This window comes from Paraburkholderia sp. BL23I1N1, assembly GCF_003610295.1.
Classification (GTDB): Bacteria; Pseudomonadota; Gammaproteobacteria; order Burkholderiales; family Burkholderiaceae; genus Paraburkholderia.
In genome coordinates, this window is the sequence record NZ_RAPV01000001.1 from 3,655,770 (window position 1) to 3,669,173 (window position 13,404).

General features: G+C 60.9%; 12 protein-coding genes and 1 pseudogene. 5 read left to right on the forward strand and 8 right to left on the reverse strand.

Going from position 1 to position 13,404, the window contains the following annotated elements:
* Positions 1-18 precede the first annotated feature (18 nt).
* Positions 19-750, forward strand: coding sequence for an SDR family NAD(P)-dependent oxidoreductase (locus B0G76_RS17000; RefSeq protein ID WP_220700759.1), 732 nt, complete (start codon positions 19-21; stop codon positions 748-750).
* 104 nt (positions 751-854) lie between these two features.
* Here the strand turns inward: B0G76_RS17000 and B0G76_RS17005 are convergent, their stop codons facing one another.
* On the reverse strand, positions 855-2,177 hold the full coding sequence (locus tag B0G76_RS17005; RefSeq protein WP_120289662.1) for an IS1182 family transposase: 1,323 nt from the start codon (positions 2,175-2,177) through the stop codon (positions 855-857).
* Positions 2,178-2,247: 70 nt separating this feature from the next.
* On the opposite strand from B0G76_RS17005, the gene B0G76_RS17010 reads away from it, so the two are divergent.
* The 3 genes from B0G76_RS17010 (at position 2,248) to B0G76_RS17020 (ending at position 4,055) form a co-directional block, all read left to right on the forward strand.
* Positions 2,248-2,523 (forward strand): hypothetical protein, encoded by a 276-nt coding sequence (locus B0G76_RS17010; RefSeq protein ID WP_220700760.1) that lies wholly within the window; start codon positions 2,248-2,250, stop codon positions 2,521-2,523.
* Between the two features lie 161 nt (positions 2,524-2,684).
* A complete protein-coding gene (locus B0G76_RS17015; RefSeq protein ID WP_120293635.1) occupies positions 2,685-3,431 on the forward strand; it encodes an SDR family oxidoreductase in 747 nt (248 codons plus the stop codon).
* 195 nt (positions 3,432-3,626) lie between these two features.
* A complete protein-coding gene (locus tag B0G76_RS17020; RefSeq protein ID WP_120293636.1) occupies positions 3,627-4,055 on the forward strand; it encodes a RidA family protein in 429 nt (142 codons plus the stop codon).
* 703 nt (positions 4,056-4,758) lie between these two features.
* Here B0G76_RS17020 and B0G76_RS17025 read toward each other — a convergent pair.
* The 7 genes and pseudogenes from B0G76_RS17025 to fae all read right to left on the reverse strand — a co-directional run bounded on the left by B0G76_RS17025 (position 4,759) and on the right by fae (position 12,848).
* Positions 4,759-6,360, reverse strand: coding sequence for a peptide chain release factor 3 (locus B0G76_RS17025; RefSeq protein WP_120293637.1), 1,602 nt, complete (start codon positions 6,358-6,360; stop codon positions 4,759-4,761).
* Positions 6,361-6,679: 319 nt separating this feature from the next.
* Positions 6,680-7,102, reverse strand: coding sequence for a fimbrial protein (locus tag B0G76_RS17030; RefSeq protein ID WP_120293638.1), 423 nt, complete (start codon positions 7,100-7,102; stop codon positions 6,680-6,682).
* 818 nt (positions 7,103-7,920) lie between these two features.
* A pseudogene (locus tag B0G76_RS44830) lies at positions 7,921-8,145 on the reverse strand (fimbrial protein); the annotation flags it as partial.
* A gap of 217 nt (positions 8,146-8,362) precedes the next feature.
* Entirely contained in the window at positions 8,363-9,685 is a 1,323-nt protein-coding gene (locus tag B0G76_RS17040) for an IS1182 family transposase (protein ID WP_120289662.1), read from the reverse strand.
* Positions 9,686-9,744: 59 nt separating this feature from the next.
* Positions 9,745-11,184, reverse strand: coding sequence for an NAD-dependent succinate-semialdehyde dehydrogenase (locus B0G76_RS17045; protein WP_120293639.1), 1,440 nt, complete (start codon positions 11,182-11,184; stop codon positions 9,745-9,747).
* Positions 11,181-12,218 carry an aldo/keto reductase gene (locus B0G76_RS17050; protein WP_120293640.1) on the reverse strand — a complete coding sequence of 346 codons (1,038 nt, stop codon included), beginning with the start codon at positions 12,216-12,218 and terminating at the stop codon, positions 11,181-11,183. The genes B0G76_RS17045 and B0G76_RS17050 overlap by 4 nt, the downstream gene beginning before the upstream one ends.
* Before the next feature lie 105 nt (positions 12,219-12,323).
* Positions 12,324-12,848, reverse strand: a complete 525-nt coding sequence (gene fae / locus B0G76_RS17055) for a formaldehyde-activating enzyme (protein WP_120293641.1) — start codon at positions 12,846-12,848, stop codon at positions 12,324-12,326.
* 319 nt (positions 12,849-13,167) lie between these two features.
* On the opposite strand from fae, the gene B0G76_RS17060 reads away from it, so the two are divergent.
* Positions 13,168-13,383, forward strand: coding sequence for a hypothetical protein (locus B0G76_RS17060; RefSeq protein WP_120293642.1), 216 nt, complete (start codon positions 13,168-13,170; stop codon positions 13,381-13,383).
* The last annotated feature ends 21 nt before the right edge of the window (positions 13,384-13,404 follow it).

Below are 13,404 nucleotides of genomic sequence, written 5' to 3' on the forward strand. Positions count from 1 at the left end.
TTTACCACTGAGACGCCCATGGAACATTCGATCGTGCTCGTCACCGGTGCCACCTCCGGGCTCGGTTATGCGGCTGCCCGCACACTTGCCGGAGAGGGCTGGCGCGAGATCATCGTCACTGGCCGTAGCCTGGCTCGGGCCCAGGAAACGGCCGCTAGCCTCGCGGCGGAAACTAAAAGACAGGTCTTCACGCCGCTGGAGCTGGAGTTGGACACGCCGGCCAGCGTCCTGTCCGCGCTCGCCGAACTCGTCAAGCGAGGTCGGCCGATCGATTTCCTACTGCTCAATGCAGGGATGGTTCCTGGCAAGGCGCGCGTGATCACTGCGGAGGGCGTCGAGGCTTCTCAGGCCCCGCTCATCGGTCATCATCAATTGACGGTCGGGTTGCTCCGCGCCAACCTGCTGAGCCCCAACGCGCGGATTGTCATCACCAGCGCGGAGCCTGCCCGAGGGGGCGTACCCATGTTCAAGTACACCGACGTGGACGCACTCGCTGCCAAATACCACCAGGGCGACCTGACCGCTGCTATGGAAGCCCTGATTCGCAACGGGCCGAACGTGAAGTATGTGCCCAACAATGCGTATGCCGACGCGAAGCTCTTCGTCGCCTGGTGGGTCGCAGCGCTGGCGCGGCGGCTACCCTCTGGCATGGCCGTGTACGCTGTCTCGCCCGGTGCGGCGACTGCGACCAACGTTTCGCGACAAGCTAGGAGTCCGCGCGGCAGACAGAATTTGAGCCTCCGGAGTTGACGCCAGATCGGGCGGCGTCAACTGCGATTGCAGTTTTGCCCGCCAGTGCGCGCAAAAATGGTTTGCCCGGGGGCGAAATCAGGCAAACTTGCCCCCTTCCGGGCTTACGCAAGTTTCATTTTCGACATTCTGCGCAGGTTCAGCGCCACGCAGACGAGCTTCCACTCGGCCTGAGCCTTGGCCAGTCCGCGCATGCTGAATTGTCGAAATCCGAGAACGCTTTTTACCCAGGCATTCGGCGGTTCGGACAGCCATTTGCGCTTTCGATAGGCCGCCTGAGTTTGCGCAGAAGTAAACTTTTCTGCCATCGCGGCGCACAGCGGGCGCTTCAGGGCATCGACCCTCACATCTTTCTTGCCCTCGCGTCCGGGCGCCACAATCAGCTCGGCGGGATGCTCGCGCAATTGCTCGAACGTCGCTTCCGACCGGTAGCCCGCGTCGGCAAGGACTTGCCTGGGATTGGCGCCAGCGTCACGCAGCACGGCAGCAAGAACGCCTGGCAACTGGCCGCTGTCGGCGGCACTGTTACCCAGTTCGGCCGCGACGATGATGTGGGCCGTGTCGTCGACGGCAGCCTGGGCATTGTAGGAATAGTCGAAGCCGCCGCCGGCGTGCTTCATGATCCGGCTTTCCGGGTCAGTAAAATTCTCCTGGGCGTCGGGCTTGGGCTCGCCGAACCTGTACTTGAAGCGCGACTTCTTTTTCGGCTTGTCGCCGCCGTCCGGCGGCGTGTCGTCGTCGCTACGACCACGCGCGATATCGGCCTGGCGCTGGCGCTCTTCCAGACGCGCACGCGCAGCACGGATGACCGCAAGCCGGTCCTCGCGCCGCGTGATCTCGGCCGGAATATCGAGTTCAGGCTCGTTCTTCTCAGCGTCATCGGCCACTTTCGCTTTTGCCAGCAGCGCATCGATCTGTTCTTTCAGTTCAAGCTCGGCTTTCTTCATCCGGTCGTAGCTCATCGCCTTGTGGCGCGAGGCATTGGCCTTGATCTTCGTGCCGTCAACGGCAATCGTCCCGAGCCTGATCAGTCCGCACTCCCTGGCCAGTTTCACCACCTGCACAAACAGGTCCGACAGTTCTTTGAGGTGAAAGGCGCGGAAGTCGCACAGCGTCCGGTGCGCCGGATAGTTGCCCGCCGCCAGGACCCGGAACGCGACATCCTCATGCAGCTTCCTGGCCAGCTTGCGCGACGAGAACACGCCGGTCGCATAGCCGTACACGAGCACCTTCACCATCATCGCCGGATGAAAGGGCTGGTTGCGCTGACCACCGCCGGCATACCGCGCATGGAAAGCGGAGAGGTCGAGTGAGTCCACCGTGTCGCTGATGTAGTAGGCAAGGTGCCCTTCGGGCAGCCAGTCTTGCAGCGCGTGGGGCAGCAACATCTGCTGCTGCGGCTCGTAGGGGAGATAGCTTGTTGTCATCTGCTAACAACGTTTACCCTGCCCGACCGGATGACATCAGACTTCTGCCGCGCACGCTCCTAGCCTGGCCGTGAAGTATCTGTTTATCCCGATCGCGAACCTCATTCCCGGCATGAATCAGACGCCGGAGACGGCAGCGGGCCGGTATATCCAGGCCTCGAAGTTCGGAACCGAGATCTCAGGGCAATTCTTCGCCTCCGCTCAAGGGAAGTTCTCAGGCCCAATTGAGGCGCAGCTACACCCACACCTCCTCGATGGCGCTAATCAAGAAGCCGCGTGGCAGGCCGTCGTCAACGTCTCTGGCGTCAACTGGTCGTACGCGGAATCCTTACGCGCGGTGTCCTGAAGGCGCGCCGGTCGCGGCGAAATGGTCGCAGTTGCCAGAATCAGCGGGAGATTGCGTAGTTACATGATCGCCCACGGGCCATACGGTATTTTGAAATGAACAGTAGTGCAAAGTAGCGAAGTATCGGCAAAGTAACCCTAACCCTCTCAAGGAGAACACATATGAACCGGTACCAAGATAAAAAGGTGGTGATTATCGGCGGCACGAGTGGCATGGGGCTCGCGACAGCGAAGATGCTCCTCGACGGGGGCGCGCGCGTTCTGGTGACCGGCCGCTCGCAGGAGGGCTTGGAGTCGGCGCAGCAAGAGCTTGGGGACGGCGCGATCGTGGTTTCGAGCGACGCGCGGTCGCTAACCGACATCGACGCCCTCGCCGCTCAGGTGAAGACCGAGTTCGACACCATCGACCTGCTTTTCGTCAACGCCGGGTTCAGCATTCCAACGCCTCTCGGGAGCGTGACCGAAGCCATCTATGACGAGATGTTCAACCTGAACGCCAAGGGCCCCTTTTTCGCGGTCCAGAAGTTCGCGTCGCTGATCAATCGGGGAGGCTCCGTCGTCCTCACGACCTCCGTCGCCAACGTCAAGGGACTGCCGGGCCAAGCCACCTACGGAGCCGCCAAGGCTGCACTGCGATCACTCGCTCGGACGCTCGCCGTCGAGCTGCTTCCTCGCGAAATTCGCGTCAACGCGGTGACGCCCGGCCCCATCGACACGCCGATCCTCAACAAAGTGTTTCCCGATAAAGCCGTGGTCGCCCAGGTTAGGGAGAAGACGATCGGCATGACTCCGATGAAGCGCTTCGGCACGTCGGAGGAAATTGCGAAGGCGGTCCTCTACCTCGGGTTCGATGCGACCTTCACGACAGGCATGGAACTTCCAGTCGATGGCGGTTGGTCGCAACTCTGAAGACGTTACGCGGGTACGGCCCTGATCTTTTAGATCGCGCGCTCGGGCGATTCCCTGGTCCGAGCGGCAAGCGATGATCGAGCGAAGTGGGAAGCTGCCTGCGAAGCGGCAGTGCGAGCTATTTGGACTGAACCGGACCGGCGTGTACTACCAGCCGCGTCCGGTGTCGCGGCACATCCCTTACAGGAGAGAAAGATGTCATCAGAACCACAGAAAGCCGTTGCGGCACCGGTAACCCATCATAACCCTTCCTTTCTATGGGACATGTCTGCGGGAGGGTTCGCGCAGATCAGCGTGGCAGACCCCGGCCGCTTGGCATTCCTGTCAGGCCAGGTCGCAGGCGCCCCCGATGGGGAGCACATGCCGCCGGATCTCACCTCACAAGCATACATCGTCGCCGCTAACCTCAAGAAGGCGCTGACCGAATTGGGCGCCTCGGCAAACGACGTCGTGATGGTCCGGCTCTATGTTGTGAACGCGACGACCGGTCGCTTCCAACAGGCGCTCACGGCACTTCGGGACACGTTCAGCGGCGGCAAGCCGAGCATCACCACGATCGGCGTGCAGGCGCTGTATACGCCGGACTATCAACTTGAGGTCGAGATGGTCGTCCGAGTACCTTGAACTTCAGTTGCGCGAATCAACGTCATCGCCGTGAGTACAGTGCGCCCCGTCAAGCGCGGTCGGGCCATTCGGCTCAACGCTTGAAGGTCCGTTGGGGAGGGAGGAGCAGCCGTTCGAGTGTCCGCGCGCGTACGCCGGCCAGTGTCGGAAGTTGGCCGATCACTGCCCCATGCAATCGGATAGCCAAACAAAACAGGCTCCCGATCGCTCGAGAGCCTTCTGAATACTTGGTGGGACGTGAGTTACTTGCACTCGATCTCTACGGACTGAGGGTCCTGTCCATACTGGGCGAAAAAACCGGGCCGATTACCCCAAATGTCCGGCGGGAAAGACACTATTTCGCTTGCTGATGGATCCCTGTTACTTCTCAACTTTATTGGCCACCACGAAGCCGTGATTCGCAACTTTATTGCTCGATTCTCAACTTTATTGTCACGAACCAAATGCAGACTGCTAAGTGCTTGGTAACTTCCACCGTCACCGACTTCGCCAGATTCCACGTTTTGTCGACATGCGCCCCGACGCGCCTGCAGCGGCCGCAGGCTTTGTCTTGACGGTCCCCATCGCGTCTCTGACGCTATCCTCACGGCGGCTGCCTCCGGACGACCAAACGGGGCCGAACCGACGCATGAAGACTTTATTTCAAGAATGAAGACTTTAATTTGAGAATGAGAACTCTATTCAAAAACCACAAGATATCTGCTTACATCGCCTTCTTGAACGGCGCACCCGAATGCTCGCGCAATTCGTTGAACACGATCTTCGGCCACGCCTTCTGCGCGACTTCAATTTCAGACACGTGCGACGCCAGATACGTCGGTGCATCCGACGCATCGAGCGCGATCCGCGCCGCGTACGAATCGGTGAATCGACGCAATTCGGCGGCTTCGTCGCAGGTCACCCAACGCGACATCCGGTAACGAGCCGGCGCCATCCGCACGTCGACCTTGTATTCCGTCGACAAGCGGTGCGAAACCACTTCGAACTGCAGCTGGCCGACCGCGCCGAGAATCATCAAGCCGCCGACTTCCGGACGGAACACCTGAATCGCACCTTCCTCGCCGAGCTGCTTCAGCGCTTCGCCGAGTTGCTTCGCGCGCATCGGATCGACTACTTCGACGGTCTGGAAAATTTCCGGCGCAAAGAACGGCAGGCCAACGAACTGCAGCAGTTCGCCTTCGGTCAGCGTATCGCCGAGACTCAACGTGCCGTGATTCGGAATACCGATAATATCGCCCGGATACGCCTCGCTCACCGTCTCACGACGCTGCGACAGGAATGTCACCACGTTGTTCGCGCGGAACGTCTTGTTCGTGCGCGTCACCTTCACCGCCATGCCGCGTTCGAAATGCCCCGAGCACACGCGGATGAACGCCACGCGGTCGCGGTGCGCCAGATCCATGTTCGCCTGCACCTTGAACACGACACCCGTGAACTTCGGCTCGTCCGGCAGCACCGGACGCTGCACGGTCATACGCATCGACGGCGGCGGCGCCAGATCGACCAGCGCGTCGAGAATTTCCTTCACGCCGAAGTTGTTGATCGCCGAGCCGAACAGCACCGGCGATTGCTGACCCGCGAGGAACTGTTCGCGATCGAAATCGGGCGACGCGCCGGTGATCAGGTCAATTTCTTCCTTCGCCTTGACCCAGCTATGACCGAAGCGGCGTTCGCCTTCTTCGTCGCCGAGCGCTTGCAGCGTTTCGACTTCGCCGCCCGCCTTATCCTGCCCGGCGCGGAACAGGCGCACCTGGTCGCGCTGGATGTCGTAGACACCCTGAAATTCCTTACCCATGCCGATCGGCCACGTGAACGGCACGGCAGCAACGCCCAGGTGCTGTTCGATTTCGTCGAGCAGTTCGAGCGGCTCGCGCACTTCGCGGTCGAGCTTGTTGATGAAGGTGACGATCGGCGTCTTGCGGCTGCGGCAGACTTCGAGCAGCTTCAAAGTTTGCGCTTCGACACCGTTCGCGCCGTCGATCACCATCACTGCCGCGTCGACCGCGGTCAGCACGCGATACGTGTCTTCGGAGAAGTCTTCGTGGCCCGGCGTGTCGAGCAGGTTGATGACGGCGTCGCCGTACTCGAACTGCATGACCGAGCTGGCCACCGAAATGCCGCGCTGCTTTTCGATCTCCATCCAGTCGGACGTCGCGTAGCGATTGCTCTTGCGGCCCTTCACGGTACCGGCGATCTGGATCGCGCCCGAGAACAGCAGCAGCTTTTCAGTAAGCGTGGTCTTGCCCGCGTCCGGGTGGGAAATAACCGCGAACGTGCGGCGGCGTTTGAGTTCGGAGACTGACATCGGGTCTGGCGGTCACGGATAGGGGTTCGGGCGGTGTCCAGAAGCTTGTGGCTTCTGGTCTGCCACGTCAGGCGCGGCGGCGTCGAGCTGCGGGAGCTGGGTCGGAGACCCGCGTCACAAGGCAACTCGACCGCGTTGGAAACAGGTCACGAACGAGCGTTCGACAATGCGGGAATCGCCAGCGCAGAACAGCGCAAGGTGCGAATGATACACGTCATGGGCACGAGCGTATGGAAACGGGGTTTGGGGACCGATGCGGCGCCTTCGCGCAGGAGACTGCCGAGGTGCTTGCGGGAGGCGCGCTGGCGCCTCCCGCGCTCTACTGATATGACATCGTGAAGGTGGGAACGGCGTCCACGGTGCCCGGCCGGACCTGTGCGGGCGTCTGGATGTACCTCACCGAGAGCGGGATATTGATGGAACCGGTGCTCGCCACGCCCACTTGCCATTGGTTCGTATTCCCCGCCACCGATGAGTCCGGCCCGAAGCTAACGGGTATCCCTTTGTTTAACACCTGAAAGCCGAGGCCACTTGCAGTCGAATCCGATTTCAGAGAAAGCGTATTTGATGTGTTGGCAGGGTTAGCGTTATCGGTCAGGGTTATGTAAATCTGGCTACCGGGAACGGCACAATTGAGTCTGACAGAGAACGCTGTTTCAAGTGCAGTAGAACCAACACCAGTAAATGATCGAGTGCCACAGTGTGCAAATCGATCAGGGTCGACGGCGTTGTTACCGTGCACGCGGAAGAAACGACGGTCGACGCATCGTCAGGCACTGTAACGTTGAACAGGCTTTGGCCGCCAGTGCCTATATAAAGCATAGCCGCCACCCCACGGACGCCCCCCCAGATGTATTAATCGAGAGCTTGCCCGGTGTAATCGGACCCGTTTTGACCAGATCAAATTTGACGTACAACTGGCTGGTGAAGGTAGGCGCAGCATTTCCACCTGGAACATTCGCAGAGGCGAATTGCGAATCCATAGTAATTTGGCACCAAATCCGCCGCCGGACAAGGACGCCTTGTAGCCTATCCCTGCCACAGACGTCTGACCTGTGCGGTTGGGCGTGACCGCCCTCGCCCATGCCAGCTCCCAAGTGATAGTCCCGCTCCCGGTACAGGTCGCGTATTGGTAGCCAGCAGTCGCGCCCGGCACAGGAACTGTCGTGGAGTAAAGAACGCTCCCGACGGGTGCGTCTGGACTAGTATTGATTGTCGCTGGCAACGATACCGGCATGTTACCGAGGAACGTTGTTCGGGTGCACTCAGCATGCGCCTTCGGCGCCCGCAAGTAACAACACAAGACATGTAAACAGAAGTCGCAATGACCTTCTTCCTCGACGTGCCATCAAGAGATGCCGAGATAACTTGCTGACGATTCCAGATTCAGATTTCATGATTCTTCTTCCTTGCAAAGATCGGCATTCCAATGGCTCGGTATAACGAACCCGACGTTTAATTCGTGAGCACCGGCACACTCGATACCGAGCCATGTTCGGCAAGATTCGCTCGCTCATCGTCCACGCAATGAAGGGCAGCGGATCGCCGCCCTTTGCCGCGTTACTCATCTGACAGGGTGAACGTGGCGAGCGCCTTGACCGTTCCCGCAGAAACCGACCCGGTGCTGATATAGCGAGCAGTCAGCGGAACTTGCAGTTGACCATTAGGCGAATTACCGACCAGCCACTGATTGGTATTTCCCGGCGTCGCAGAATCCGCGCCGAACGAAACCGGACCCGAACCGTTAAGTACCTGAATGCCTACGCCGGTGGCCGGCTTCGGAGACGCAGGGCTGCATCGTCCGCCTCTTGCACGTGCGGCAAGAAGCGGACGCGTAAACGCTCGATGCGAGGGCTAAGAGTCCGCGCGGCAGACAGAATTTGAGCCTCCGGAGTTGACGCCAGATCGGGCGGCGTCAACTGCGATTGCAGTTTTGCCCGCCAGTGCGCGCAAAAATGGTTTGCCCGGGGGCGAAATCAGGCAAACTTGCCCCCTTCCGGGCTTACGCAAGTTTCATTTTCGACATTCTGCGCAGGTTCAGCGCCACGCAGACGAGCTTCCACTCGGCCTGAGCCTTGGCCAGTCCGCGCATGCTGAATTGTCGAAATCCGAGAACGCTTTTTACCCAGGCATTCGGCGGTTCGGACAGCCATTTGCGCTTTCGATAGGCCGCCTGAGTTTGCGCAGAAGTAAACTTTTCTGCCATCGCGGCGCACAGCGGGCGCTTCAGGGCATCGACCCTCACATCTTTCTTGCCCTCGCGTCCGGGCGCCACAATCAGCTCGGCGGGATGCTCGCGCAATTGCTCGAACGTCGCTTCCGACCGGTAGCCCGCGTCGGCAAGGACTTGCCTGGGATTGGCGCCAGCGTCACGCAGCACGGCAGCAAGAACGCCTGGCAACTGGCCGCTGTCGGCGGCACTGTTACCCAGTTCGGCCGCGACGATGATGTGGGCCGTGTCGTCGACGGCAGCCTGGGCATTGTAGGAATAGTCGAAGCCGCCGCCGGCGTGCTTCATGATCCGGCTTTCCGGGTCAGTAAAATTCTCCTGGGCGTCGGGCTTGGGCTCGCCGAACCTGTACTTGAAGCGCGACTTCTTTTTCGGCTTGTCGCCGCCGTCCGGCGGCGTGTCGTCGTCGCTACGACCACGCGCGATATCGGCCTGGCGCTGGCGCTCTTCCAGACGCGCACGCGCAGCACGGATGACCGCAAGCCGGTCCTCGCGCCGCGTGATCTCGGCCGGAATATCGAGTTCAGGCTCGTTCTTCTCAGCGTCATCGGCCACTTTCGCTTTTGCCAGCAGCGCATCGATCTGTTCTTTCAGTTCAAGCTCGGCTTTCTTCATCCGGTCGTAGCTCATCGCCTTGTGGCGCGAGGCATTGGCCTTGATCTTCGTGCCGTCAACGGCAATCGTCCCGAGCCTGATCAGTCCGCACTCCCTGGCCAGTTTCACCACCTGCACAAACAGGTCCGACAGTTCTTTGAGGTGAAAGGCGCGGAAGTCGCACAGCGTCCGGTGCGCCGGATAGTTGCCCGCCGCCAGGACCCGGAACGCGACATCCTCATGCAGCTTCCTGGCCAGCTTGCGCGACGAGAACACGCCGGTCGCATAGCCGTACACGAGCACCTTCACCATCATCGCCGGATGAAAGGGCTGGTTGCGCTGACCACCGCCGGCATACCGCGCATGGAAAGCGGAGAGGTCGAGTGAGTCCACCGTGTCGCTGATGTAGTAGGCAAGGTGCCCTTCGGGCAGCCAGTCTTGCAGCGCGTGGGGCAGCAACATCTGCTGCTGCGGCTCGTAGGGGAGATAGCTTGTTGTCATCTGCTAACAACGTTTACCCTGCCCGACCGGATGACATCAGACTTCTGCCGCGCACGCTCCTAGCGGCCGAGGCCGCCCATCATCATGTACTTCAGTTCGGTGTATTCATCGAGCCCGTACTTCGAGCCTTCGCGGCCGAGACCCGATTGTTTGACGCCGCCGAACGGTGCGACTTCGGTCGACACAATGCCCTCGTTGATGCCGACCATACCGCTCTCCAGCGCCTCGGCGACGCGCCATGCGCGGGCCAGGTCGCGCGTGTAGAAGTACGCGGAAAGGCCGAACGGCGTGTCGTTTGCCGCGGCAATGGCTTCCTCTTCGGACTTGAAGCGGAAACAGGCTGCCACCGGGCCGAAGGTTTCTTCCTCCGCGATCAACATCGACTTCGACGCATCGGCCAGCACAGTCGGCTCATAGAACGTGCCGCCGAGCGCGTGCGGCTTTCCGCCGGTCAATACCTTCGCGCCCTTTTGCAGCGCGTCGGCGACGTGCGTTTCCACCTTCTTCAGCGCTGCCTGGTTGATCAGCGGACCTTGCTCGACCTCGCCTTGCAGCGCATTACCGACACGCATTTTCCGGACGGCCTGTGTCAGTGCCTGCGTGAACGCATCGTAAATTCCGTCCTGCACGTAGAAACGGTTCACGCACACACAGGTCTGCCCGGTGTTGCGAAACTTCGAAGCCATTGCACCCTGCACGGCAGCGTCGATGTCCGCATCGTCGAACACGATGAACGGTGCATTGCCGCCGAGCTCCAGAGACAGCTTCTTCAGCGTATCCGCGGACTGCTTCGCGAGCAGCTTGCCGACGCGCGTCGAGCCGGTGAACGAGAGCTTGCGCACCACGTCCGATTCCGTCATCACGGCGCCGATCGCCACTGCGTCGCCGGAGACGATGTTGAACACGCCCGGTGGAATGCCGGCCTGTTCCGCCAGCACCGCCAATGCGAAGGCGGACAACGGCGTTTCTTCGGAGGGCTTGAGCACCATCGTGCAACCCGCTGCGAGCGCCGGACCGGCCTTGCGCGTGATCATGGCGAGCGGGAAGTTCCACGGCGTGATGGCCGCGACCACGCCGACCGGCTCGCGCGTCACGATGATCTTCGCGTTCGGATTGGGGCTCGGGATCACGTCGCCGTAGCTGCGCTTCGCTTCCTCGGCAAACCATTCGAAGAAGCTCGCCGCATAGCCCACTTCGCCGCGCGCTTCGGCAAGCGGCTTGCCTTGCTCGAGCGTCATCAGTTCAGCGAGCGCCTCGCGGTTCTCGAGCATCAATTCGCCCCAGCGTTTAACGCGCGCGCCGCGCTCCTTGGCGGTCAGCTTCCGCCACGCCGGATAAGCGCGTTCGGCCGCAGCAATGGCTTGCGTCGTTTCCGCCGAGCCGCCTTTCGCGACCTGAGCGATGACCTCTCCCGTCGCCGGGTTCAGAACAGGGTACGTGCTTGCGCTTCCAACCCATTCGCCGGCAATGTAGTGCCCTGTGCGAAGAAGTTCCTTCATGCTGCCTTCTCCATATTCCCGGCGAATACGCCTTGCGCAACTCGCGCTTCGCGGGCAATGCGCTTGCCTGCGGTGTAGTCGTTTATCAGATCGCACGGGGTGTAATTGCGTTCGAGTTCGAACAGTTCGTCGTCACTGAGCTTCGTGCCGAGCGAGGCGAGCGCGCTATCGAATTGCGCGGGCGTGTCCGCGCCAACCAGCATGCTGGCGACGCCGCCATGATTCAGCACCCATGCCTGCGCAATCTGCGCAGCCGACACGCCGCGCCGCGCCGCCACGCGCGCCACCGACGCGGCAATCTCGCGCGATGCCGTATCGCCGTACATTTGTGCCGTGAAGAAATCGGTCTGATTGCGCGTGGAGCTCGGATCGCAGGTCAGGAGACCGCGCGCCAGCGGACTGAACACCGACACGCCGACGCCCTGATCCTGGCAATACGGAATCATTTCGCGCTCTTCCTCGCGGTACGCGAGGTTCAATTGCAACTGCATGTTGATCGGCTTGTGCCAGCCGTTGCGTTCGCACACTTGCATGATCTTGGCGAACTGCCACGTGTACATTGTCGATACGCCGATGTAGCGCGCCTTGCCCGCGCGCACGATATCGTTCATAGCGCCCATGGTTTCTTCAACGGGCGTATTCACGTCGAAGAAATGCAGCATGTAGATATCGATGTAATCCATGCCGAGACGCGTAAGCGACGCGTCGATACCGTCCATGATGTGTTTGCGCGAATGGCCGCCGGCGTTCTGGTATGAACCCATGTCATAGCCGACCTTGGTCGTCACGACGATTTCCTCGCGGCGCGCAATGCGCTTCAAAATGCGGCCCACGACTTCTTCGCCCACGCCGGTCGAATAGAAATCCGCGAGGTCGATGAAATTGACGCCGGCTTCCAGCGCGTGGCGCACGATCGGCTCGCTCTGCGCTTCGTCGAAAATCCATGGCTTCCATTGCGGCGTGCCCATGTTCATCGTACCGAGGCACAGACGCGAAACCTTCAGGCCCGAGTGACCGAGGCGAACATAATCCATAGTGCTTGTCTCCTTCCTGATCGCATCCAGTTGCGCAAGCGGTCGCGCAGCACGCACGGCGCGCCAACTGCTGCGTTGCGCGTGATTAAGCGTGATTAAGTGTGGTTAACGTTGTTTGGGGGTGTAGAACGGATTCGATACGTCGCGCGCGGCCGCAAACACTTCATCGCGATGCGGAAGGCCCTTCATCGCCGCGAGGATCGCGTTCTTACACGCACGATAGTTGTTCTCGAAGACAGCGTCGAGATCGTCGGTAGCCGGATTGACCCAGTTCGCCGACACCACCACCCAATCGTTTTCGGCTTCGGGCGGCAGCGTGCCGTTCTCGAGCGACTCGGCCACGGCCTTGGCAATGCCGGCCTGCGACGCCCCCCACGTTGCGTTGCCGTGGAAGTCACTGCCAATCTGCGCCTTGTTCACGTACAGCGTCAACGGCTTGGTCGGGATGCCCGGCTTCGCGATCACGACGAACGGCGCGTGCCCCGCGGAAGGCGTTGCCAGGGCGGTGGCGAAGGCCTGGCCCGCAGGACCGTTGCGCGGGCCGACGAGCACGTTGATGTGCGCGAGGTTGACGCCGGGGCCTTCGAATCCTTCGCCGATAAAGAGTTGTTTGTCCGTCGATACGCTCATGGTCTTTCCGTCGGGGGTGGGTGAATGATCGATTGTGCTGTCCGGTCTTCGCGACCCTGTATCGATGAGTTTTGATCCGGGGTATGAGGCGAACTCATCTCCGGGTTTGCCCCGAGCGCTTTAGCTGGCGCTTGGGTGGCAATGAGGTGGCGCATCGGCTCCTGCACGCGGACGAGCGTAAAGGTGAGGGTTTTCGGGACTCATGATGGCGAACCTCGAATTGATATGAAAGGTGAACACACCAGCGGCCGCTCACGCACCAGCGGCGCGAAATCCGATACCAAAGCAAAGTCGACGGAACAGACAGCGTGAGAACCGAATGAAAACCTACGCGATGCTTCGCATAGCCTGGGAACGCCCGCCAGCAAAGGCTGGTGCGGGTTTCGAGGAAAGTCGTGCAGGCACGCAGCACAACTGGGGCATCGCACCGCACGGTGCGTCATCCGACAAAACCAGGCTCACCGAAACAATGAATCCTGACACGCGGCACGGCGCGAAACTCACGGCGCGCCTGGCAAGACCGCGCGAAAGGTGAGCGTTTTCGGGACCCTCTCAG

What these genes read in the sequence shown, in the direction of transcription:
- B0G76_RS17000 (WP_220700759.1), top strand. Translation starts at nt 19, where the DNA reads ATGGAACATTCGATCGTGCTCGTCACCGGTGCCACCTCCGGGCTCGGT.
- B0G76_RS17005 (WP_120289662.1), bottom strand. Translation starts at nt 2,177, where the DNA reads ATGACAACAAGCTATCTCCCCTACGAGCCGCAGCAGCAGATGTTGCTG.
- B0G76_RS17015 (WP_120293635.1), top strand. Translation starts at nt 2,685, where the DNA reads ATGAACCGGTACCAAGATAAAAAGGTGGTGATTATCGGCGGCACGAGT.
- B0G76_RS17020 (WP_120293636.1), top strand. Translation starts at nt 3,627, where the DNA reads ATGTCATCAGAACCACAGAAAGCCGTTGCGGCACCGGTAACCCATCAT.
- B0G76_RS17025 (WP_120293637.1), bottom strand. Translation starts at nt 6,360, where the DNA reads ATGTCAGTCTCCGAACTCAAACGCCGCCGCACGTTCGCGGTTATTTCC.
- B0G76_RS17040 (WP_120289662.1), bottom strand. Translation starts at nt 9,685, where the DNA reads ATGACAACAAGCTATCTCCCCTACGAGCCGCAGCAGCAGATGTTGCTG.
- B0G76_RS17045 (WP_120293639.1), bottom strand. Translation starts at nt 11,184, where the DNA reads ATGAAGGAACTTCTTCGCACAGGGCACTACATTGCCGGCGAATGGGTT.
- B0G76_RS17050 (WP_120293640.1), bottom strand. Translation starts at nt 12,218, where the DNA reads ATGGATTATGTTCGCCTCGGTCACTCGGGCCTGAAGGTTTCGCGTCTG.
- fae (WP_120293641.1), bottom strand. Translation starts at nt 12,848, where the DNA reads ATGAGCGTATCGACGGACAAACAACTCTTTATCGGCGAAGGATTCGAA.
- B0G76_RS17060 (WP_120293642.1), top strand. Translation starts at nt 13,168, where the DNA reads ATGAAAACCTACGCGATGCTTCGCATAGCCTGGGAACGCCCGCCAGCA.